24 protein-coding genes are annotated in these 22221 nt (G+C 52.8%); 1 reads left to right on the forward strand and 23 read right to left on the reverse strand.

Annotated elements, in window-relative coordinates; genetic code table 11:
* Positions 1-21 precede the first annotated feature (21 nt).
* The 14 genes from AC0LWT_RS11385 to AC0LWT_RS11450 form a co-directional block, all read right to left on the reverse strand.
* Positions 22-642 carry a redox-sensing transcriptional repressor Rex gene (locus AC0LWT_RS11385; protein ID WP_474681368.1) on the reverse strand — a complete coding sequence of 207 codons (621 nt, stop codon included), beginning with the start codon at positions 640-642 and terminating at the stop codon, positions 22-24.
* Positions 639-3503 carry an ATP-dependent DNA helicase DinG gene (gene dinG / locus AC0LWT_RS11390; RefSeq protein ID WP_474681369.1) on the reverse strand — a complete coding sequence of 955 codons (2865 nt, stop codon included), beginning with the start codon at positions 3501-3503 and terminating at the stop codon, positions 639-641. The genes AC0LWT_RS11385 and dinG overlap by 4 nt, the downstream gene beginning before the upstream one ends.
* 85 nt (positions 3504-3588) lie before the next feature.
* Positions 3589-4182, reverse strand: a complete 594-nt coding sequence (locus tag AC0LWT_RS11395; RefSeq protein ID WP_474681370.1) for a tetratricopeptide repeat protein — start codon at positions 4180-4182, stop codon at positions 3589-3591.
* 101 nt (positions 4183-4283) lie between these two features.
* The gene (gene panD / locus AC0LWT_RS11400; protein ID WP_474681371.1) at positions 4284-4667 is read right to left on the reverse strand and encodes an aspartate 1-decarboxylase; all 384 of its coding nucleotides are present in this window, start codon (positions 4665-4667) and stop codon (positions 4284-4286) included.
* A 5-nt stretch (positions 4668-4672) separates the two neighbouring features.
* Positions 4673-5542: a pantoate--beta-alanine ligase gene (panC, locus tag AC0LWT_RS11405; RefSeq protein ID WP_474681675.1), complete on the reverse strand. Its 870-nt coding sequence runs from the start codon at positions 5540-5542 to the stop codon at positions 4673-4675.
* 32 nt (positions 5543-5574) lie between these two features.
* On the reverse strand, positions 5575-6429 hold the full coding sequence (panB, locus tag AC0LWT_RS11410; protein WP_474681372.1) for a 3-methyl-2-oxobutanoate hydroxymethyltransferase: 855 nt from the start codon (positions 6427-6429) through the stop codon (positions 5575-5577).
* A 297-nt stretch (positions 6430-6726) separates the two neighbouring features.
* Complete coding sequence (locus AC0LWT_RS11415; RefSeq protein ID WP_474681676.1) at positions 6727-7695, reverse strand: biotin--[acetyl-CoA-carboxylase] ligase; 969 nt, start codon at positions 7693-7695, stop codon at positions 6727-6729.
* 98 nt (positions 7696-7793) lie between these two features.
* Positions 7794-9086, reverse strand: a complete 1293-nt coding sequence (locus AC0LWT_RS11420) for a CCA tRNA nucleotidyltransferase (RefSeq protein ID WP_474681373.1) — start codon at positions 9084-9086, stop codon at positions 7794-7796.
* Between the two features lie 19 nt (positions 9087-9105).
* Positions 9106-10278: an N-acetyl-alpha-D-glucosaminyl L-malate synthase BshA gene (bshA, locus tag AC0LWT_RS11425; protein ID WP_474681374.1), complete on the reverse strand. Its 1173-nt coding sequence runs from the start codon at positions 10276-10278 to the stop codon at positions 9106-9108.
* 16 nt (positions 10279-10294) lie between these two features.
* The gene (gene bshB1 / locus AC0LWT_RS11430; RefSeq protein WP_474681375.1) at positions 10295-10987 is read right to left on the reverse strand and encodes a bacillithiol biosynthesis deacetylase BshB1; all 693 of its coding nucleotides are present in this window, start codon (positions 10985-10987) and stop codon (positions 10295-10297) included.
* Positions 10980-11408: a methylglyoxal synthase gene (locus AC0LWT_RS11435; RefSeq protein ID WP_474681376.1), complete on the reverse strand. Its 429-nt coding sequence runs from the start codon at positions 11406-11408 to the stop codon at positions 10980-10982. The genes bshB1 and AC0LWT_RS11435 overlap by 8 nt, the downstream gene beginning before the upstream one ends.
* A gap of 14 nt (positions 11409-11422) precedes the next feature.
* Positions 11423-12226, reverse strand: a complete 804-nt coding sequence (dapB, locus tag AC0LWT_RS11440) for a 4-hydroxy-tetrahydrodipicolinate reductase (RefSeq protein ID WP_474681377.1) — start codon at positions 12224-12226, stop codon at positions 11423-11425.
* Positions 12227-12256: 30 nt separating this feature from the next.
* On the reverse strand, positions 12257-12757 hold the full coding sequence (locus tag AC0LWT_RS11445) for a tetratricopeptide repeat protein (protein WP_474681378.1): 501 nt from the start codon (positions 12755-12757) through the stop codon (positions 12257-12259).
* Positions 12758-12846: 89 nt separating this feature from the next.
* Complete coding sequence (locus tag AC0LWT_RS11450; RefSeq protein WP_474681379.1) at positions 12847-13185, reverse strand: nucleotide pyrophosphohydrolase; 339 nt, start codon at positions 13183-13185, stop codon at positions 12847-12849.
* A 144-nt stretch (positions 13186-13329) separates the two neighbouring features.
* On the opposite strand from AC0LWT_RS11450, the gene AC0LWT_RS11455 reads away from it, so the two are divergent.
* On the forward strand, positions 13330-14199 hold the full coding sequence (locus tag AC0LWT_RS11455) for a YitT family protein (protein WP_474681380.1): 870 nt from the start codon (positions 13330-13332) through the stop codon (positions 14197-14199).
* Positions 14200-14256: 57 nt separating this feature from the next.
* On the opposite strand, the gene AC0LWT_RS11460 is transcribed toward AC0LWT_RS11455, so the two are convergent.
* From AC0LWT_RS11460 to AC0LWT_RS11500, 9 genes are all read right to left on the reverse strand, one after another.
* Positions 14257-15135, reverse strand: coding sequence for a sporulation protein YpjB (locus AC0LWT_RS11460; protein WP_474681381.1), 879 nt, complete (start codon positions 15133-15135; stop codon positions 14257-14259).
* A gap of 55 nt (positions 15136-15190) precedes the next feature.
* Positions 15191-15859, reverse strand: a complete 669-nt coding sequence (locus AC0LWT_RS11465) for a DUF1405 domain-containing protein (protein ID WP_474681382.1) — start codon at positions 15857-15859, stop codon at positions 15191-15193.
* Between the two features lie 69 nt (positions 15860-15928).
* The gene (locus AC0LWT_RS11470) at positions 15929-16819 is read right to left on the reverse strand and encodes a c-type cytochrome (protein ID WP_474681383.1); all 891 of its coding nucleotides are present in this window, start codon (positions 16817-16819) and stop codon (positions 15929-15931) included.
* 20 nt (positions 16820-16839) lie between these two features.
* The gene (qcrB, locus tag AC0LWT_RS11475) at positions 16840-17511 is read right to left on the reverse strand and encodes a menaquinol-cytochrome c reductase cytochrome b subunit (RefSeq protein ID WP_474681384.1); all 672 of its coding nucleotides are present in this window, start codon (positions 17509-17511) and stop codon (positions 16840-16842) included.
* 17 nt (positions 17512-17528) lie between these two features.
* The gene (locus AC0LWT_RS11480; protein WP_474681385.1) at positions 17529-18074 is read right to left on the reverse strand and encodes a QcrA and Rieske domain-containing protein; all 546 of its coding nucleotides are present in this window, start codon (positions 18072-18074) and stop codon (positions 17529-17531) included.
* A 269-nt stretch (positions 18075-18343) separates the two neighbouring features.
* The gene (locus tag AC0LWT_RS11485) at positions 18344-18787 is read right to left on the reverse strand and encodes a DUF2487 family protein (RefSeq protein ID WP_474681386.1); all 444 of its coding nucleotides are present in this window, start codon (positions 18785-18787) and stop codon (positions 18344-18346) included.
* Between the two features lie 68 nt (positions 18788-18855).
* Positions 18856-19890 carry an LCP family protein gene (locus AC0LWT_RS11490; RefSeq protein ID WP_474681387.1) on the reverse strand — a complete coding sequence of 345 codons (1035 nt, stop codon included), beginning with the start codon at positions 19888-19890 and terminating at the stop codon, positions 18856-18858.
* 153 nt (positions 19891-20043) lie between these two features.
* Complete coding sequence (locus AC0LWT_RS11495) at positions 20044-20232, reverse strand: IDEAL domain-containing protein (protein ID WP_474681388.1); 189 nt, start codon at positions 20230-20232, stop codon at positions 20044-20046.
* Between the two features lie 177 nt (positions 20233-20409).
* Positions 20410-21555, reverse strand: coding sequence for a hypothetical protein (locus tag AC0LWT_RS11500; protein ID WP_474681677.1), 1146 nt, complete (start codon positions 21553-21555; stop codon positions 20410-20412).
* Positions 21556-22221: the final 666 nt, after the last annotated feature.

Raw genomic sequence — 22221 nt, forward strand, 5'->3', positions numbered from 1 at the left:
CTTTGCGGCCGGAGTCTTGGCCTAGTCCAAATAATAGGCCAGACTCTGCAGCTCGGTCGTGAAATCGGCATGGTGCACGCGGATTTCGGGCGGCACCTTAATGATGACCGGAGCAAAATTAAGAATCGCTTCAATGCCGGCTTCGACGAATTGATTCGCCACATTTTGCGCTTCCGCTGCCGGTACCGTAATGATGCCGATTCTGACGCCAAGCCGCGATATCGCTTCTTTCAGCTCGTGCGTCGGCTGCACGATCAAATTATTGATCGTCTCGCCCGTTTTCTCGGGCATCGCGTCGAATACGGCGACAATTTTCATATCGTTGCGCAAATATGTGTTGTAGTTGCACAGTGCCCGCCCCAGGTTGCCCGCCCCGACCAGAGCGACCCGGATATGGCGGTCCAGCTTCAAGATCTGCCTGATCTTCTCGATGAGATAGCCGACGTCGTAGCCGATCCCTTTTTTGCCGAATTCCCCGAAATAGGCCAAATCTTTGCGGATTTGCGCGGGGTTCAAATCGAGCTTTTGCCCCAGATCCTGCGACGAGACCGTCATAATATTTTTCATCGCCAGCTCGTTCAAAAACCGCAAATAAATCGGCAGCCGGCGGACTACAGCTTCGGATATTTTTTGTGTCTTCACCGCTGCGCCTCCCCCATCCATTCCTCAATTCTTGGAATCATTTGTTCCGTCGTCATATGTTCAATCTTCGGACCGGGCAGCGAATAAAGAAAATATTTGCCGTACTGCGTATCGATAACGCGGGTATCGTAAATAATAACGATTCCTTTATCCGTAGCCCGCCGCACGAGCCGCCCGAATCCTTGCTTGAAACGAATGACCGCCTGCGGCACGGAAAATTTCATAAACGGATTTTCGTTCCGCTTTTTAATATTTTCACATTTGGCTTCAATGAGCGGGTGATTCGGAGGCTGAAACGGAAGCCGAATAATAGCCAAGCAGGACAACGCATCGCCCGGGATGTCCACGCCTTCCCAGAACGAGCTTGTACCCAGCAGCACGCAGGAATGGTGGTCCTGGAACATGCGGGTCAGCTTGCTGCGGTTGCCGCTGTCTACGCCCTGTCCAAGCACGGTAATCCCATGCGGCTTTAACCGCTCCTTCATGCCGGCATGAATCTGCTTTAACATCCGGTTGGATGTAAACAGCACGAGCATTCGGCCGTTGGTAACCAAAGCGACATTGCTTAAAGAATCGATAAGTGCTTGTATGAAAACGGCGTCCCCGGAAGGGCCTTTAATCGTCGGAAAATCTCTGGGAATACAGACCAGCGCCTGCTCCCTGTAATTGAACGGGGACGGAAGCTGCACCGTTTTGAGCTTGCCGGCCTCTTCGCCGGCGGGAATTTGCAAACCGAGCTGATCGGCCGAGTATTGGAACGATTTGTTCACGGATAACGTAGCCGAAGTCAAAATGATGCTGTCTTTATTTTTGAAAAAATGCTCCTGAAGCAGCGGACTCACATCCGTCGGCACACTGATCAGCTGCAGCGACTTGCTCTTGGAATACGTGCCGGCTTCCATCCAGTATACGTAACCTTGATCCTCCATTTTCATGAAAAAATGAAGCGCATCCCGGTGCCCGTAAAGCTCCTTCAAAGTTCCGTTCAAATCCGTCACGATGCTCTGGACTTCCAGAACTTCCTGCATCTCTTTGATCTCGCTCAGCATTTTGTCGAGCGTGCGGAGCGTATCGTTCATGCTCAAATAAATGTTGTCCTCCATCATCGTCAGCTCGCTCCAATGCGCCGGCAGCGCCTCGGGCTTCATGCGCAGCACGTATTGCGAGTTCTCCGATTGCGACGGGTCGCTTTTTGCCGTAAGCAGCTCGTACAACCCTTCGCTCAAACGCTCCCAGTCTTCCTTGATCTGCACGATTTTCGGGTACAAACCGTCTATCGCTGCGCTCCAGGCCAAAGCTCTCTCCTGCTCTTCCGCCGCCTTCTGAAGACGAAAGCGGAGCATAGGCAGCTGCCCGCTGCGGTTGTCTTTATACAACCACTGCAAAGAATGGTAAAACGCGCCCGAGTGCAGCTCGATCCCCAGATGCTTGCTGGCCACTTCTTCAAAGTGGTGTGCTTCGTCGATGACCAGATGCTTGTAGCCGGGCAGCAGGCGGTTCTCGGCCTTCATATCGGTAAACAACAGCGAATGGTTCGTTATGATGACATCTGACGTGTTCGCATCGTGGCGGGCGCGGTGGTAGAAACATTTTTTGAACCAGGGGCACATACGGTTCAGGCAGGAATCGGTATCGCTGGCCACCGAATGCCAGAACTGCGCGCCTTTATTGCCGAAATTCAGCTCCTCTTCGTCCCCGTGTTTCGTTTCGCTGAGCCATACGACCATTTGAGCCGCTGTGACCGAGTCGTCCTTGCCGTACTCGTAATCGCGCGTGACCAGCTTGTTTTCGAACTTGCGCAAGCAAAGATAATGACTTCTGCCTTTCAATACGGCCGCTTTAAAAGGTATCGGAAAAATGTCCTTCAGCAGCGGAATATCCCGCTCGCGCAGCTGTTCCTGCAAATTAATCGTATGCGTGCTGACGATCACTTTTTTATCGTGTTTGATTCCGTAATACAGCGCAGGAATCAGGTAGCCCAGCGATTTGCCGGTACCCGTACCCGCTTCAATCATTAAATGCGTGTCGGCCTCCAGCGACTGCTCCACTTCATGGATCATCTGCTCCTGCGCCGGGCGGTCCTCGAACACGTCAAACCGCTGCTGAAGCGCCTGCTTCAAACTGTCATGAAATTCGGAAAAAGCAGCACCGAGCTTCCGAATGTCCTGCGCGTCTCTTTCCTCTTCGTCCTCGCCCCAATCGCTTACGTTCATCGTAAACTGCCGGAAATAACGGTGAGTATCGGTATCGATGCTCGTATTCATTTCCTTGTAGGCGCGGATTTCATCCAAAAACCAGCCCAAATCGCTGGCACCGCTTTCGAATATGTGGCTGAGCCGCTGCACGGTCAAGAGCGGAAGACCGAGTATGCGCTCCATGCAAATGATCCAGATCAAAGCGGTAACCTCGGCGTCGCTGTCGGCCTGATGCGGCCTCTCATGATCCAGTCCGAACATGTCCGCCACCATGCCAAGCTGCAAGCTCGGCGTCGACGGAAACAGCATGCGCAGCATATCCATCGTATCGAGCACGCGGCCCGAAAACGGAGGAAATCCGCATTTCGTCAAGCCTTTCTGCAAAAACGATAAGTCGAATTGCACATGATGGCCGACGAGAACACAGTCAAAAAGAAGCGGAAACATCGCCGTCATCACTTCGTCAAGCTGCGGCGCATGCTCCACCATTTCATCGGTAATGCCGGTCAGCGTAGTAATAGAAGAAGGTATACCCATTCCTGGATTGACCAGGGAAGTATACCTGTCGACAATTTGAAATTGATCTATAATGACAAGCCCAACCTGAATAATTTCATCCGAAGACTGGCTTCCTGTCGTTTCAAAATCCAAAACTGCAAATTTCATGACGTATCCTTCAATCCCTTCGTCCTGCTCTTCCTCTAGCATACCAAATCTGTTCAGGAAAAGGGAATACCCACTTGCCGGTTCGTTATGATTCGTCGAGATTAATGAGCGGTTCCATGCAAGTCGGGTCCGTATGATAAGCTTTTTGAAAATATTCGAAAGCTTTTTCCATATTATGATTTTGCACCTGTATGCAGCCCATGGCATTATAGGAAATGGCTTTCATCTTCGCATTCTCGGTTAGCGGAAGGAGGAATTGGAAATGCCTGTAAGCTTCTCCGAACTCCCCTTTCCTTAAATAACCCATCGCCAAATACATCCGGGCGAGCAAAAAATCCGGCTGCCGCTTCATCAGCGACTCGAACTCCCGAATCGCCTGATCGTACATCGACAGCTTGTAATAGCCCTGGCCCCGCAAAAACTCATCGGTCTGCTTGCCGGTTACATCCAGATCCATGAGCTCTTTATGCAGGGTTTGAGTATCCATCGGTACGCCCCCATAAAACTTTCCCAGCTTCTCCTCGAATTGAAGCCAAGACTCGATAAACTCGTCGCTCATCAGCTTCAGAACTTGAAGCTGCTCGTCAAGCTCGGCTTTTTTGTGGTCTGCGGCGTTCGGATACTCTTTTTGGATTTCTTCCAAAACCTCGTTCATCGTGGAAAATAAATGCTTGAACATTTGCCATCCCACCTTTGCTTCGAAAGCTTATCCTCATTCTTTGTTAAGAGCGCCGATTTCATGCATGCCCCTTCAAGGAAGATTGATCAAGGGAAGACGGATCAAAGCACGGTCGAATGGATTTCTTCTTTCAGCAGCTGCGTCACCTTATTGTTCTCGCCCATAATGGCGATCGTCGGCGTATGCCGCTTCGCTTCTTCGTCGGTCATCATCGCATAGGAGACGATAATGACCGTATCGCCTGCCTGCACAAGCCGGGCGGCCGCGCCGTTCAGGCAAATGACGCCCGATCCGCGGGGGCCGGGAATAATATAGGTTTCCAGTCTGGCGCCGTTGTTGTTGTTGACGATTTGCACTTTTTCGTTCGGCAGCATATCCACCAAATCGATCAAGTCCTCATCGATCGTAATGCTGCCCACATAGTTGAGATTGGACTCGGTAACGGTGGCGCGGTGTATTTTGGCTTTCATCATCGTACGAAACATTGGGCTCACTTCCTAACGGGTAAAATGATATTATCGATAAGTCTCGTTTGTCCGAATTTGACGGCTACCGCAACAATGACGGATGACGTTTCCGCGGCGGACAACGTTTCATAAGGTTCCAAAGTCGGATATTGCAAAGCTTCGACATAATCAATGTTTGCCAGCGGCGCCGTGGCAATATGCTCGCTCACGATCCGGACCAAAGATGCGGAGCTCGAAGCCAAGCCGTCCCGCACCGCGGCAGCGGCTTTTTGCAAAGCCTGGGAAAGCACAACCGCCTGCTGCCGCTCTTCGCCGCTCAAGTAGACGTTGCGCGAGCTCATGGCGAGTCCGTCCGCTTCGCGCAGCGTAGGGCAAGGGACAATCTCGACAGGCATGTTCAAGTCGTCGACCATTTGTTGAACGACCGCGACCTGCTGGGCATCCTTTTGCCCGAAATAAGCTTTGTCCGGCTGCACGATCTGGAACAGCTTGCTCACAACCGTCGCAACGCCGTCAAAATGCCCCGGACGGGACGCTCCGCACAACCGGGAAGTTATCCCCGACACGCTAACCGTCGTGCGTATTTCCCGCGGATACATTTCCTTGACTTCGGGCAAAAAGACGATATCAACACCCGCGGCTTCCGCCAACTGCAAATCGCGCTCCGTATTCCGCGGATAGCGTTCAAAATCTTCATTCGGGCCGAATTGCAGCGGATTGACAAAAATGCTCAGCACAACAAGTCCGCTTTTTTCCCTGGCCGTTTTCAGAAGGCTCATATGCCCGTCATGCAAATATCCCATTGTCGGCACGAACCCGACTTCCCCGCTGCGGCTGCGCCGAAATTCCGCAATCCTGGCGCGCAGCCCGGCAATGGTGCGAATGACTTCCATCGTTTGAGTTTGAGTCGCTTCCATCGCAGACATCACTCCTTGCCCCCGTATAAATATTGAACGACTTCGTTGTCCATATGAAACGTATGCTCGGCTGCGGGAAAGCTCCGTTCTTTCACTTCTTTCACATACCCGCCGATTCCTTCTCGAATAGTTTCTCCAATATTGGCGTACGATTTAACGAATTTTCTGGGTGGCGTCTCCGGTCCGTATTGGAGCAAATCGTGAAAAACGAGCACTTGGCCGTCGCAATTCACGCCTGACCCGATCCCGATCGTCGGGATGGACAGCTCCTTCGTTACCCATGCGGCAAGCTCATCGGTAACGAGCTCCAGCACGACGGCAAACGCGCCGGCACGCTCCAGCGCCTTCGCATCGCTAAGAAGCTTCTCGGCCTGCTCCGAGCTTCTGCCCTGCACGCGGAAGCCACCGATCTGGTGTACGGACTGCGGCGTCAACCCGAGATGTCCGACGACGGGAACGCCCGCCTTCGTAATCGCCTCCACCGTCGCCGCGATTTCCGCGCCGCCTTCCAGCTTGACCGCCTGCGCTCCGCCCACTTGCATCAAGCGGGCAACACCCTGCAGCGCCAAATCGACGCTGCCGTGATACGTCATAAACGGCATATCCGCGACTACAAACGTAGAAGATGCTCCCCGCACCGCCGCGCGCGTATGATAGACCATATCGTCCAGCGTTACGGGCAAAGTCGAATCGTAGCCGAGCACAACGTTGCCAAGCGAATCCCCGACCAAAATAACGTCGACGCCCGCTTCTTCGGCGAGCTTTGCCGACGGATAGTCGTAGGCGGTAACCATCGCGATCGGAACGCCGTCCTGTTTCATTTTCCTCATTTTAGCTGTCGTTAGCGGCTTGCGCTGTACCATAGGAATCCCTGCTTTCGTCAAAAAATAAAAAAACCTTTTAGCCTCAGAGCTAAAAGGAGCGCACGCAAAAGAATCCAATGATCCTTCCGTCTCGGTCCCTTAAGGCTCAGAGCAGAATCCGACATCTTGCTTGAATTTCGTACTTTCGGTTGTACAAAGCTTTCCTGCGGCTCGCGAGTGCCGTTCCTTCACGGATACAGCCCCGGGTCATAGCAAAAAAATTAAAGCTTTGACACAAGTATAACAAATTTTGCACTATTTCGATACCCTTAATTCCGGCCCGCCGCAACCAAATCTCTATCGCAGCTCGATATCGCCCGAATACACTTTAACCCGCTCGCCCGAGCCCGTCACGATCGTTAACGCGCCCGAATCGTCCAGAGATTCGGCAATGCCTTCGATGATGCCTGCGGGGGTATGTGTCCGTATCGGCCTGTGCAAAGTGACGCTGAGCGCTTCCCACAGTAAGCGGATCGGGGCAAAGCCCTGCTCGACGTAGAGAGCGTACAAATCTTCGAATTGTTTAAGAAATGCCTGTACCAGCTCTTCCCGGCTGATCTCCGCTCCCGATTCGATAGCCAGCGAAGTTGCGACTTGGCGCAGCTCTTCGGGGTAATCTTCGCGCTGCAAATTCGCGCTGATGCCGATCCCGGCAATGACGTATTTCAGCCGCTCGTCCTCGCCGCTGCTTTCCAGCAAAATGCCGCTCACCTTTTTGCCGCCGATCAACAGATCGTTCGGCCATTTGATGCCGACGGCCACGCTGCATATTTCCCGGATCGCCCGGCACAGCGCAACGGCGGCGAGCAAAGTCAGCTGCGGCATAAAATAAACCGGGATGCGCGGCGTCAGCACGAGGCTCATCCAGATGCCTTTGCCTGCCGGAGAATGCCACTTGCGGCCCATCCGGCCCCTCCCGGCGGTTTGCGCCTCAGCAAGGACGAGCGTGCCTTCCGGAGCGCCGGAAGCGACGAGCGCGTGCGCTATCGTCTGTGTGGAATCGACCTCCCCGTGTATGTGCAGGCGCTGTCCAAGCGACTTCGTCCGCAGCCCGGAGAGCAGCCTTGCCTTATCGTATTTGTCCGGCTTTCTGATCAGCCTGTACCCTTTGCGCGGTGCCGACTCGAATACGTAGCCGGCCTGGCGCAGCTCGGCGATATGCTTCCATATCGCCGTACGGCTGCATGCCAGTCTGCGGCTCAGCTCCTCCCCCGACACATAGGCGCCCTCAAACTCCGCGAACAGCTGCAAAATGCGTTCGTTCATTCGTAGCATTCACTCACATTCCTGTCCATATTTGAACCGTTAGGAGTCGGTCCGATGAGTTCAACGTAACTTCACCGGATAGACTCCTGACGTTAGCGTTAATCCAAACTATCCCGCGCGGCTTGCAGCAAAGCCGCGCGCTCATTGCGCAGCTCGCCGAGCGCGGTGCGCTCCAGCAGTTGCTGCAGCAGCTTGCCCAGCCACGGGCCCGGCTGCTTGCCCAGCTCCGCTGTCAGCTCGCCGCCGCTGACGGCAAGCTCTTTCAGGCTGAAGCAGGGAATCTCGCTCAGCCATGCTTCCCCGCGCCGGACGAGCTCCGGCGCGGCTGTCCCCAAGAAGCACGCCAGCTCCGACGAGCCGCGCCCTTCCTCCGGCGGCAGCACGCGCAGCAGCCGCAGCAAATCGCGGGCCGCCGGCTCGCCGCGGCGGACCGCGCCAAGCTTCCAGACCCGCGCGAGCTGCGCCGGGTCTGCCGGCGCCTCGGCCAGCCATTCGCGCAGGCCGAGGATGTCCGCGACCGCGTCCGTGTCGGCGCGGGAGAAGGTCAGCTCCTGGAGCGCCTCGCGGCATATCGCCGCCGGCGTCTCCAGGAGCAGCAGCAGCAGCGCCCAGCGGGTGTGCTGCCGCTCCAACGCGCTGACGGCGTCCAGCGCGAGGTCGTGCGCGAGCCAGCGGTCAAAAGGCAGCGGCAGCTGCTTTTTGACGTGCGCCGTCAGGCCGCTCGCGAGCAGCAGACGGACGGCCCGCGCCGGGGCCGGGCCTTCGATCATGCGCTGCAGCTCGCTGCGCACGCGCTCCATGGCGATGTGGCGCAGCAGCGACGCTTGCGCGAGCAGCGCTTGCCACGTCGCCGCCTCGACCTCCAGTCCGTAGGTCGAGGCAAAACGAATGCAGCGAAGCATGCGCAGCGCATCTTCGCCGAATCTTTCCTCCGCGGCTCCGACGCAGCGGAGGACGCCTGCTTCCAGATCCTTTTGCCCGCCAAAAGGATCGATGATCGCGCCCGCCCTGTCCATCGCCATGGCGTTCATCGTAAAATCGCGCCGCCGCATATCCTCCGTAAGGTCGGAGATATACTCCACGGAAGCCGGGCGGCGGAACTCTTCGTACTGCGACTCCTTGCGGAACGTCGTCACCTCGTACGTCCCCGTCTCCAGGATGACGGTAACGGTGCCGTGCTGCAGTCCGGTCGGCGCCGTCCGTTTAAAGCAGGCCATCACCTGCTCCGGCAGGGCGGAGGTGGCGATATCGATATCCTTGACAGGTTTGCCCAATACGGTATCCCTGACGCAGCCTCCGACCATATAGGCCTGGTATCCTTCTTCCGCAAGCCGGGCGAGCACATATTCGGCCCCTGCCTTCATTTGTATAACCGACGGTTGTTCCGTCATGCTCCCGCCCTCCTAGCCGCTACTGACAGGATGAGGCGACCAGCCGGTGGGACTCGGGAAGCTCTCTTCCAAGAACGCGGTAATAAATTTCCTCATACTGCACAGTCGTAATATCGTTGCAAAACGTTTGCCGAGCGCGGTACAAGCATTTCTCCACCATCAGCTCGTACTGCTCCGGCTGGCTCAGCATTTGATACACATACTCGGCCATTTGCTCCGTATCGCCGATTTCCGCCAAATATCCGGTCTCTCCGTGCGTAATCAGCTCCGGAATTCCCCCGGCGTTGGAACCGACCGTCGGCACTCCGCAAGCCATCGCTTCCAGCGCGACCAGTCCGAAGCTTTCTTTTTCCGAAGGAAGCAGCATCACATCGGCCAAAGAAATAACCTGCGCCACATCGTCCTGTTTTCCGCAAAACGTAACCCGGTCGCTCAGCCCCAGCTCTTTCACTTTGGCAATAATTTTCGACAGTTCCGGGCCTTCGCCGACGAACAGCAGCCTCGCAGGCAGTCTTTCGCTCACTTTGGCAAAAATATCGACGACATCGGAAACCCGTTTGACCGGTCTGAAATTCGAAATGTGGATCAAAATTTTTTCATCGGGACGGGCGAATTCCGGCCTCAATTTGCTGACGTCCCGCGGGTAATACACCCGTTTATCGACGAAATTGTAGGCAAGGTCAATCGGCCGGTCGATCGCCAGCGATTCTCGCGTCTCTTTGATCAAATCCTGGGACACCGCCGTTACGGCGTCGCTTTCGTTAATCGCGTAGCGGATCAGGTCGCTGATCGATTGGTCCTGCCCCAGAACCGTAATATCGGTTCCGTGAAGCGTCGTGACGACTTTCAGCTTGCTGCCGATCATCTGCTTGGCCAGCAGCGCGCACACGGCGTGCGGGATCGCGTAATGAACGTGCAGCAGATCCAGGTCCTCCATCTTCGCTACCTGAGCCAGCTTGCTCGCCAAGGAAAGATCGTAAGGCGGATAGCGAAAAACGTAATAATCGCTGACCTCAACCTCATGGTAAAATATATTTTTATGGTATTTCCCCAGCCGGAACGGCATGCTGTGCGTAATAAAGTGCACTTCGTGGCCTTTTTCCGCCAGCAGCTTTCCGAGCTCCGTCGCCACGACGCCGGAGCCTCCCAAAGTCGGATAGCAGGTAATGCCTATTTTCAGCTTATCGCTCATTGTTCCCTCTTTCTCATCACTCGAAACGGTTCACCACAAAGGGCAGTTTCGAGATGAAGCCTTCGGCATAGGTAATCATCCGTTTTTGCCCCATCAGCCTGTCGCGCGCCTCCACCCGCTCCACGTAACCCTGATTCAGCGGAGTCGCCACAGTCCCTTGGCCGGATTCGAATTGCGAACGATATGCGCTCAGCGCGGCGATTTTGCTCTCGTAGACGTCGGTGACGTCCACCATCACATCGGCTTCGTACACATCGTTGATAAAATAAAAGTACAGCTGCTGCACGTTCACCGGCTCGGTCTCCGGCAAATATTTGCGCAGCTTGGCATTAAACGCCGCTTCCTGCACCAGGTGCGAGCAGGCGATATGATCCGGATGCCGGTCCTGCCAATAAGGCGCAAACACGATCCTCGGCTTGTGCTTGCGTATTTCCTGAACAATCCGTTCGATATGCTCCGGCGTCAGCAAAAGCCCGCGGTCGGGCAGCCCCAGATTGGAACGCATGGCCAGCCCGAGAATGCGTCCCGCTTCTTCCGCTTCCCGCTTCCGGTTGTCCACGGTGCCGTTGGAGGACATTTCGGCGTATGTCAGATCGCATATTCCGACACGGTAGCCCAAAGCCGTATGCTTGGCGATCGTCGCCCCCATCCCGATCTCGGCATCGTCGGCGTGGGCGCCGAATATAAGAATATCCAGCGGCTCACTCATTGGAATCAATTCCCGGTTTGTATTTATGCACAAGCTCCCGCCATGCGAAATCGCCACGGTCAAGCGCTTTGACCAAAATCTCGGCTGTCGCGATGTTCGTCGCGCACGGAATTCCCTGAACGTCGCAAAGCCGAAGCAGCGCGATGATGTCCGGCTCGTGCGGCTGCGCCATTAAAGGATCGCGCAGGAAAATGATGAGATCCATCTCGTTCTCGGCCACAAGCGCGCCGATTTGCTGGTCGCCGCCCAGCGGTCCGGACATGAAGCGGTGCACATCCAGCTGCGTGTTGTCCATAATGCGCTGCCCGGTCGTTCCGGTAGCGTACAATTTATGCCCGCTGAATACGTGCTCGTAAGCCGTAACAAAGTTCACCATTTCATCTTTTTTTCGATCATGCGCGATCAATGCAATTTTCAACATGCCGACTCCACTCCCTAATCTATAAAATGCTCAAATCCGTAAATCATCCCCGTGTAGGTCATTACTTTTCTGACCCCTAGCGCAACTCCGGGCATGTAAGCCGCTCGATCATAAGAATCATGGCGAATTTTGAGCGCCTGGCCGGGTTCGGCCATAATGACTTCCTGCTGTGCAAATATGCCCGGCAGCCTAACGCTATGTATTCTAAATCCATTGTAATACCCGCCGCGCGAGCCTTCAATCGTTTCCTCTTCTTGAGGGTTGCCTTGGCGCAATTCTTCCCTCACTTCCGAGATGAGCTCGGCCGTTTTGACCGCCGTCCCCGAAGGGGCATCCAGCTTTTGATCGCCATGGTACTCGATAATTTCCAGGTTCGGGAAATATTTCGACGCCTGCGCGGCAAATTTCATCATCAGAATGGCACCGATGGAAAAGTTCGGGGCGATCAGTCCTCCGATCCCTTGTTCCCGGCATTGCTTGTCCAACGCTGCGATATCCTCGGCAGTGAACCCGCTTGTTCCCATCACGGGACGGACTCCGTGGCGAATCGCCAAATTCGTATGGGCTATCGCAAACTGCGGGCCGGTAAAATCAACGACTACGTCCGGCTTCGACTCGACGAAAGCGAGCTCTACGTCGCTGCTCATCGCAACTCCGCAAGGCTCCATCCCTACGAGCTTGCCCAAATCGACAGGGCCGGATGAACGGGAAATACCTGCCACCAGCTCCATATCCGGCTCTCTGAGCACCGTTTTGACGACCTCTCTGCCCATTCTTCCGCTTGCTCCTACGACTGCCACTCTTATTTTACGATCCATATCGGCTGTTTCTCCTTCGTTTGCATGATCTCATTTCAACTTCTGCTGGTACAAATCGGCCTGCTGCATCGCAAGCTCGTGGTAAGGCTCCATGCGCAGTGCTTCCATGACCGTTTGATACGCTCTTGCATAATCCTGACGTTCGGCGAATACCTCGGCCAGTATTAAGTAAGCTTCAATCAAGAGCGGATCGAGGACAATCGCTTCCTTCAGCAAAAATATGGCGATCTCCGCGTGCTCGGCTTTGCCGCTAATATGCTTTTGTGCCTGCTCCACCAGCCCTCTGGCATGAAGGTTCTGCAGGTGGTACTTGTACGCTTCGTTGCCCTCCTGCAGTTTCACCGCTGTCGAAGCATGCTCGATGGCTTTGCTCAGCTTGTTGCTTCTCGCGTAAGTGATGGACAGCTTGTGGTGATAGGCAGCGTTGTCCGGTTCAGCCGCTATCGCTTTTTCAAACCATTCGATGGCTTTTTGAAAATCGTGGCCAAGAATGGATTCGTACGCCTTTTGGATTTGGTTCGCCCCATTCATCTGCCCATCCTCCCTTCCCAGAGCCATACTTGCTTCGCAAGCTCGCTCGACAAGACTCCCGCAAGCGGGGATGGTACAGTTTATGAAGGTTATGTATTTTCGGTGTTAATTTTAGTCCACCTGTTCGCGTCCCGAGTATTGAATTTGTGCATCACTTTGTCGTGAGCCTCCGTCAAATCGATGCCGAGCGAATTGGCAAAACAGATCGTAATGAACAAAATGTCGCCCAGTTCGAGCTCGATCGAATTGTCGGCCTCGCTTGACTTTTTCGGCTTCTCGCCGTACTTGTGGTTAACTTCTCTCGCCAGTTCCCCCACTTCCTCCGACATTCTCGCCAGCATCGAAAGCGGACTGAAATAGCCTTCCTTGAACTGTGAAATATAAGCATCAACCTCTGCCTGGAGGTCCTTAAGTGTACGTTCCGACATGCTCACCCTTCTTTCCATGATCACATACGAAGATATCATTACCATGTTAAACTAAAGAGGAAAAGTTGACAAATTTTTTTCGTTATCCAAAAAGGTTATAATACTTTTATCCGCTGTTAAATGCTGTCAAATGGAGGTTTCCCGATGTTGAAGGATCTTATCGTCAGCCGATTCACCCAATTTTTCGCCATTATGCTGGGAACCGCGATTTACGCATTCGGTCTTCATTATTTTGTTATTTCCAACGAGCTGATGGAAGGCGGCGTAACGGGCATCTCCCTGCTGTGCAACTATGTGCTGGGCATCCCGCCCTCCGTATCCACACTGCTGATCAATATCCCTTTATTTTATTTAGGCTGGAAAATATTCGGAAGATCTTCGATGGTTTTCACCATTTTCGGCGTCATCTCCTTATCCGTTTTTTTGTGGGTGATGGAGCTGTTGATCCGCCAGCAGTGGATTGTCCCTTTTAAAACGACGCAGGATTATTTCCTCGCCACTTTATATGCCGGCTTGACTTTAGGCGCCGGTCTCGGCCTTGTTTTCCGCTATGGCGGCACAACCGGGGGTTCCGACATCCTCGCCCGCATCGGACATAAAATGCGGGGCTGGAGCGTCGGCCAAATGATTTTGGCGATAGACGTCCTCGTCATCGGCTCCTCCCTGCTTTATTTGCCGAAGGAAAAAGTGCTGTATTCGCTCGTCGCCGTCTTTGTGTCCTCGAAAATGATCGATTACATTTCCGAAGGCGCCTACGCGGCCAAAGCTTTTACGATCATTAGCGAGCATACGGGGCCGCTCGCCCAAGCCATTACGTCGGAGCTCGACCGGGGCGTCACTTTATTTCCCGCCCGCGGCGCCTATTCCGGCAAAGACAAGGAAGTCATTTACTGTGTCGTCTACCGGCACGAAACGCGCAAGCTGCGGGAAATCGTCAAATCGATCGATCCGGCCGCCTTTATTATTATCGGCGATGTGCACGAAGTGCTCGGCGAAGGCTTCAAAACGCCATGAAAAAATCCCGGGGCACCGCTGTGACGGCGGCCCGGGATTTGCTTTTGCATATGTGAGTTACGGCTGCTCGCTTTCCGTCTTTTGCTTGACGGTCACGACGTTCCGTCCGGAGCGAAACATCCTCCATGCGGTATAGGTGAGCACGCTGATGATAATCAGCCCGATTCCAATCGACCAAATAATCGGCTGTTTCGGGTCCGTCAGCGGCAAGTATGCCGCCGCATCCGATTTTCTCATGAACAGCTCGTCAATCGTCCGCTGCAATTGCTCTAATCCCGATTCCGTCTGCTTGACGTTCATCGGCGAGCTGTTCAAGCTGCTGCGGACAAACGTCATCAAGGAATCCAGCTTCTCTACATCAGCCGGGTCCCGGCTGATAAGCAGCGACGGGCGGATGACGGAGATATGCTGCGACAAGCTGGCGAACTTCGAGACGGCCTCCTGCTGCCTGTTGTCCCTTACGGCTTTCTCCAGCACCGACAAATCGTTGCGCAGCAGCTTGTAATATTGAAGCCACATCGGTTGATTTTTATGGGTTAGCGCGTCGGCGGCCAGACGTATTTTGGCCACGGCGACCCGCGCTTCTTCCTGGGAATAATTCACTGCATTATACACGCGCTTCGCCTGTGTAATTGATTCGGTCAACGCGTTCAAGCCTTCGACGGAGGTGATGCCTTCAAAGCGGATTTTTGGAATTTGATCCGACATTTGAATCAGTTTGGTGCGGGCTTCCACCACTTGGCCTTCCATCGTTTTTTTGTACATATCTTCCGCGATTTCGTTCAAAAACTCCATTTTACGGAGCTGCTCGGGGTCTGTTTGGACGGAAGCTTGTCCTTTCCCGCTGCCGGCCGCTCCGCACGCCGAGACAACGCACACTAGCGCCAATGCAAATATCATCAAGACAACCCGCTTCAAACCTGGATAAACAAACATGGGACATTCCCTCCTTCACCACATCATATGGAGGATTGTCCCAAATTAGACCATGCTATGAAGCTGTAATTTTTTTTGTTTTTCGCCGGGCTATGAACCAAATAGCGATGCAGATGCCTATTACGCTTAAACCGATGGTGAACATTTCGATGATCGGCAGATCGTCCCAAAGCTCTCTTGGCAATCTGGGGAACACGCCTCTTTCATAGTCCATAAAATCGTTCGAGAACGCCCATACGGCTACCAGAGCTACCGCAGGAAGCTTATAAACGTACCACCTTGCAAAAAGCAGCGCCTCTACGGCCATCGCGAGGTGCGAAGCTGTCAGCATCCAGCCGTCCCAGCCGACCGGCACACCCTGCCAGGCGCCCGCCCAAATCATCGTCACAGCCCAGACTCCGTATTTGAACGAGGTGATCAATGCAAAAGCTTCGACAAAGCCGCGGCAAGCTGTAAACAGCTTGGAATGCTTGCGGTTCGAGTAACGGTCGATCAGCAAGTAGATGAGCGAGCCTGAAAAAAACAAGCTGGCCGTCGGGCTGTCCGGTACGAAAAATACGTACCAAAGCGGATCCTCCGCTATCGTATCGACCAACTGATTCCAATACCAAATATAACCATATACCGTGCCGAGCGCATTGCAAATTAAAAACAGCCACAACATTTGTTTGCTCAATAAAAAAGACTTGCTCCAAAAGTAAGAAACCGTTAGTCCGTCCTGCAATGAAGCTCCTCCTCACGATGCTCTGATCCAAAAAAACCTGACCGGTTAAATCGGTCAGGTTTTTCATTCTTACTCTGCTTTCTTTTGTCTGGATAACCAGTCGGCCAACTTGTCGATGTCGGCATCTGTCAAGCCTTTTGCGATATTATCCTTGTACTGCGCGCCCATGTTGCCTTTGCCGTTTTTGATAATGCCGAGGATTTCGTCCTTGGAATGCTTGTCGCCTACACCCAGCAGCGCAGGAACTCCGGAAGTCGGCATTCCTTTGAGGCCGGCGCCATGACAAGACAAGCATGTTGCTTTCTTGTAAATTTCGGCTCCCGGGTCGTCCGCGGCCACGATCGCCGGCGCTTTCGTGCTTGCTTTGCCGGCTCCGCCTCCGGTTGCACCTTTGCTTGCTTTCAATTCCTCTTCGCGCTTGATGTGCTCAGGAATCATATTTTTATCCTTAAGCTCCACTTGGTAGTGAGACCAGGAAGTGTAAGTCAGGTACGTACAAGCGATTAAAGATAAGATCATTAAGGAAGAAGCGATCGGTCTTCTGTAAAATCTGCGTTCTTTACCCGTATCGAGGAACGGCGCCAAAAGCAAGCCTCCGAACAACAAGCCGGGAACGACTACAGCCCCGAGTACGACAAACTGATCCGAAGTGTACGGATATTTAAGCAATTGGTACATGAACAGGAAGTACCAGTCAGGCATTGGAATAAACTGTGTATTTTTCGGGTCCGCCGGATAACCGAGAGGTGCCGGATCGGACATGACAAGCGCCAGCATGCCGACCAGTACGACAACGCCGACCATCCATTCCTTTAACAGGAAGTTAGGAATAAACGCTTCCGATTTGCCCGGATAAGCCGAATAATCCCTTGGAATTAAACGCTGCTCCGGTGTTTTTTTAATGACGCGGGAATCCCCTACGTAAACGATTTTTTCGTCAGATTTATGACCATGCGCCACGCTGTTAGCCCTCCTTTCAATTATAGCGGTCCGGAAATGCCTTGTTTGCGAATCATGAAGAAGTGTCCGGCAAGCAAAGCGAGCAGAACGCCTGGCAGGAAGAACACGTGAATGGCAAAGAAACGAGTCAATGTTTCCGCGCCTACGATTTCTCCGCCCTGCAGCAGCGTCTGAATGTATTGTCCAATGAACGGAACGGACGCGGCGATTTTAATACCTACCTGGGTAGCAAAATACGCTTTGTTGTCCCAAGGAAGCAGGTATCCTGTAAAACCGAGACCGAGCATGACGAAGAAAATAAGCATCCCGACAACCCAGTTCATTTCGCGCGGTGCTTTGTAAGAACCGGTAAAGAACACGCGCAGCGTATGTAAGAACATCATAACGATCACAAGGCTGGCTCCCCAGTGGTGCATCCCCCTAACGATGACGCCGAATGCCACTTTATGCTGAAGATAGTCAACGCTTGCGTATGCATTGATAATATCAGGCGTGTAGTACATCGTGAGGAACATGCCTGACAAAATTTGAATGACTGTAATGAAAAACGTCAATCCGCCAAAGCAATAAACGAATGCGGAAAAGTGATGGGCAGGGTTAACGTGTTCGGGAACCTCGTGGTCTGCTACATCCCTCCACATCGGCGTGATATCAAGACGTTCGTCAATCCAGTTGTATACATTTTTAAACATCTGATGGTGACGCCTCCTTATACTCTAGTGTTAGGGTGCAGCGGCCCCAAGTACACGAAGCCGTTTTCAATCTTAACGTCATATTCATCCAACGGCTTTGGCGCTACGGCCAGATTTTTGCCGTCTACCGTATAGTGCGCGCCGTGGCAAGGGCAAAAATATTGATCCTTGTAAGCTGGATTGTCGTTCCAGTTCACCGTACATCCAAGGTGTTTGCAAGTCGGGTTCAAAGCGTAAATTTTGCCGTTGCTGTCTTTCGTAATCCAGGCCGCAAGCTCCGGATCGCTTTCATACCAGCCGTCCACCTGGTGAACTTGGAAAGTAAACGATTTGGGTTCGTTCGTAATTTTGCTCTCTTCCACGACTTTAACCCAATCGGATGCTTTCTTCGGTTGAAGGACTGGATCGACGGCAAACCTCAGCATCGGTACCATAATACCGGCCGCCATGAATCCTCCAGCGCCACCAAGGGTGTAAGAAAGAAACTGCCGGCGGGACATCTCGCGTTTTGTTCCCGCTTTCTTTCCGTGCTGTTCTTCATTGTGATTGTTGTGGTCACTCATTCTCAGGTCTACCCTCCTACATTGGCCGACGCGTCCGTTACACCGGACGTTCAGAAACCTCTATCACGTGTCGTTCGACATTACACTACATAACTAGGACATTTCTAATAATAGCCTACGACCTCTAGGGCGTCAAGAATGCGCGACTTGTTTTCGGACACAGTTTTGTCAGGCTTCAAATAAATTTTAACGAAATTGTCACAACTTCTTGTCCGTGGAGAAACCGTTTACTTCTCTTATCCTGCGCAAATTTATTTCCAATAATACACTCATTCCTGCAAATGATCGCCGCTTTGCCAAAGCTGCTGAACTTGTCTGGCAATGTCCGCCTTCCATTCGCGCTGTTTGCCTGCCCACTCCTTCATATCGACAACGATCAGCAAATCCGTCGGCTCAGGCTTCGCCTGCAGCGCATCCGTATGTATAGTCAGAACGATGACAAAGCGAAAACCGGCGTTTTTGAGCTGGAGGCTCAGTTCACCGATCTGCTTCCCGGCATCTGTTCCCGTCAAATAGTGCAGGGCGGGATAAGTCACCACTCTGCCTGTAAAAGGAATTTCTATGGTTTCCAGCGCATCCCGCAGCTGCTCCAGAGCGATCGTAGCCTGCCAAGGCTCCTCTGAACCGGTCAGCCCGGTGAGCGGCAATAAGCATGTATCCAAATACGGCTTCAGCTCCGGCCACTGTTCTCCCTGGATATCGCTGAATTTCATAAATGATCCCCCCCACATATAATTTGCAAAACAAAAGCTTGCTATGTAAGCAAGCTCTATTAGCTACTTTAATTTGTCTTTTCTTCGCTGTCAATTGAAAGTCCTGCTTGCGTATTGCGAAGCGCTTCGAACGCTCTGGCCATATCCTGCCTGTCGACGACCAGATACGGGCTTTGCCAGTCGCCCTCCAAATGAATGTAATGGATCGTATCCGGTTTCAGCTCCTGATATGAGCCTGTAAGCCGCTTCAGCTCTTCGGCAGGAATATCCGTTTTTACCGAGCCGCCGATAATGTCCAGCAATTTGCTCCATGCCGATATGCCGCTGAACGAAGTCAGCTTGTTTAAGATTTGATCCAGCACCAATTGCTCCCGCTGATTCCGCACCGTATCCGAAGACTCCTCCGTTCCGAGGTTCGACTTCCTATAGCGTACGAAATCCAGCACCTGCTTGCCGTTCAGCAACTGCTCGCCTTTGCTCAGGTTAATGTACGTGCCGTCGCTTTCATCCGAATATTTCATATCCATATCGACGTTGACCTTAAGCCCGCCCACTTGATCGATCAGCTTGCGGAATCCTTCGAAATTGATGATGGCCATATAATCGATCGGCACATGATACATGCCGGAAAACAGCTCTCTCGTTTGCTGCAAAGCTGTGCTGCTGTTTTTGTTGTAAAAATAAGCGTAAAAATAGTTTGCTTTATGCGAGTCATCCAAGCCGGATTCTTCCGGGGTTACTTCCAGGTCCCTCGGTATGGACACGATAGTAGCCTCGCCTGAAGCCGGATTGACGCTGACCAGCATCATGACATCGGTATTGAGCGAACCTTCGCTGCCTTCACGCGCGTCAACCGCAGCCAGCAAAAAGGACAGCGGCTTTTCCTTGAGAGCCGCATTCGACTCATGTGACAGCTGTTCGACCGGAAAGGAATTCGAGTTCCTCTCCGCGGGCTGCGGCGCGGCAATCTGTTCAATCGTTTTATTCACTTTATTATACAAATATGCGGCATAGGCGGAAGCTGCAGCCAGCAAAACGCCGGCGGCAATAATCGTCAACGTTACAACAGTACGCAGCCTGGGATTGGATCGCAAATTTCTCATACATGCACACTCCTCATTACAAGAATCGTCAATAATTTTGACGAGTGCGCACTCCGATTGGTTCTATTTTCATTCATGAAAAAAAAGACATATGAATGGCTGTCACATGTCTTTCTTTGCAAATATGCTAATGGCGGCAGTCAAGAACACGATCTAACCCGGTGATTGTAACGTTTTCAGCTCAGAAGTTAGGGCCAGGAACGTAGCTTGATCGCCTTTGGCTAAAGCACGGTCAATCTCTTTGTAGAGATTTTCCTCTTTATGTTTGCGTATGGCGTCGTCCCAAACCATCTCCGCGAAAAGTGCCAACAGCGCATCATTGGATACATTCATTTTTCCCATAGGACCTACCTCCAAATTATGTCCGCGCATTGTCAGGAACATTCATTGTCCAGAGAGTACGTCGATGATCAAGCAACTTTAAATCTCTCAAAAGTGTATGCTCCTACTTTAAGCATATTCACGCATTCCTTCGCCGTTGCCTGCATCAGCCCTCTATGCCAAGGAATGTGCCTTTACCTAGCGCATGGACGAATCGATCATTTTTTCAAACATCAGGTCGATTTTATCGTCCGCAGCGACAAACGTTCCCTGAATCACGCTGCTTCCCAGCTTCGTAACCTGAAGAATGGGCCTGCGCTGCTCGTCCTCCCCGATTCGAAGCAGCCCCAAATGCATCATCATCTGCAAAATTCTTTGTTCGAAAATCGATTCCGACGTGTCGTAATAAAACGGTTTGATCAGCTTGCAAAGCACTTCGGCAAGCGATGCCGAAGTTACCCATTGCCCGGCCAGACGGTCGATCCACCCCGCAATAACCTGTACGTTCGGAACCGGATTCTTGTAAAGCCGGAGCCAAAACCGGTAAACGTGGGAAAGATTCTCCCTGCGGCCTTCGAGCACCCGCGATTTTCCTCCTTCCGTCAAAGAAAGGCTCTGATGATCCTCCGCAATCAGCTGGTGATAATAGCAGTAGTCGTAAATGAGCGAGAACCGGTTCGGATAATCTTTAAACATTCGCCCATATCCGAATCTCCAGGCGCCTTTGGCAACCATATCTTCCTGAACCGACAGGCAATCCATCATTTGCTGCAGCTGCCTTTTGTACATGGTGCCTTCGACGGTAAGCGGTATTTCCGACTGCCTGTAAACATAGCTTAGGAAATGCAAAATATCGTCTACAATCAGCATCTGTTCGTCGCGGTATACGCCGGGCTCGCCGCTGATCACCAACTGGCGCTTAAAATCGGCAGCCAGTACCTCGGCAAACTTTTTCTTGAGATCTTGAGGGACGTGAAACAAATATTTCGTTTGCAGCGAGTAGCCGTTAAACAGCCACCCTAACTGCTTGAAACGGACGATCATGTCGCGAGGGTTCCAGTCCTCACTTTCATTTTTTTGAAACCGCGACTGTTGGGCTCTGGCGATCAATTCTTCCAGACTGAACGCATTACGTCCGTCAAACAGAAGAGAGTTCAGAAACCGGATGTCCTCCATGCTCAGCTTTTGGACATACTTCTCAAAAATCTCCCTTCTCAGCGCGGCGCTTAGGATCGACTGGATCAACTCGTTTTTGGAATGACCGTTGCACTCGCATTCGTAGGTACGGGCTATTCTGCTCAAATCATGGATATCGGCATAGCTGAGCATGTCCGCCAGATTCATTTCCATCGTATACCCCCCAGTTTGCGAAGCTTGCTGCTCCGTGGTTTCTAGTAACCATTATGGGAATTTTTTCCGAAAATATTCGAAGAACCGATAAGAAATAAAATGAGGGGCTTAAAAAGCGGAGCAAATGAAGGGTTATGGCAAAATAGTTACGACCGGTGGCGGGCGGCGTTCCTGCATGAGCCTGCCGCCAAGCGGAGGCCTCGGACGGACACCTGCGGTGCGATCTTGCACGATGCTTGGCGATGATTTCCGGCGCTGCTGTTAAAGCCTCTGCGGCTTGCCTTCGCTCAAACAGCGCCGATGGGGAGGCCAGGCCTCTCACTGGCGGGCTGGTTGCGGCTGCCGCTGTCACCATCCGGTGAAGGTCCAAAGTGCACCAGACGGCCTGTGGCAGTCTCCTCCATCGAAAAAGCCTGCACTGATCAACATGGACGCATGTGGTCGACCATACGATCGACCGCCGTCATGCAGCGCCACACCGGACGCCGGGATCTGCTTGCGGTGAAAAAGACCGCAGCCGTTCATGAAGCGGCTTGACTAGGGGAAAAGCCTGCGATTGTCAGTGATTGCCGGGCTTTTCGCAGGAAAGGTCCGTTTTGCTAAAAAGCCTGCGATTGTCCAGAAATTCCCCATCAAAATGAGACTCAGCTCAAGTTCGAG

The organism is Paenibacillus sp. sgz302164 (assembly GCF_056120505.1).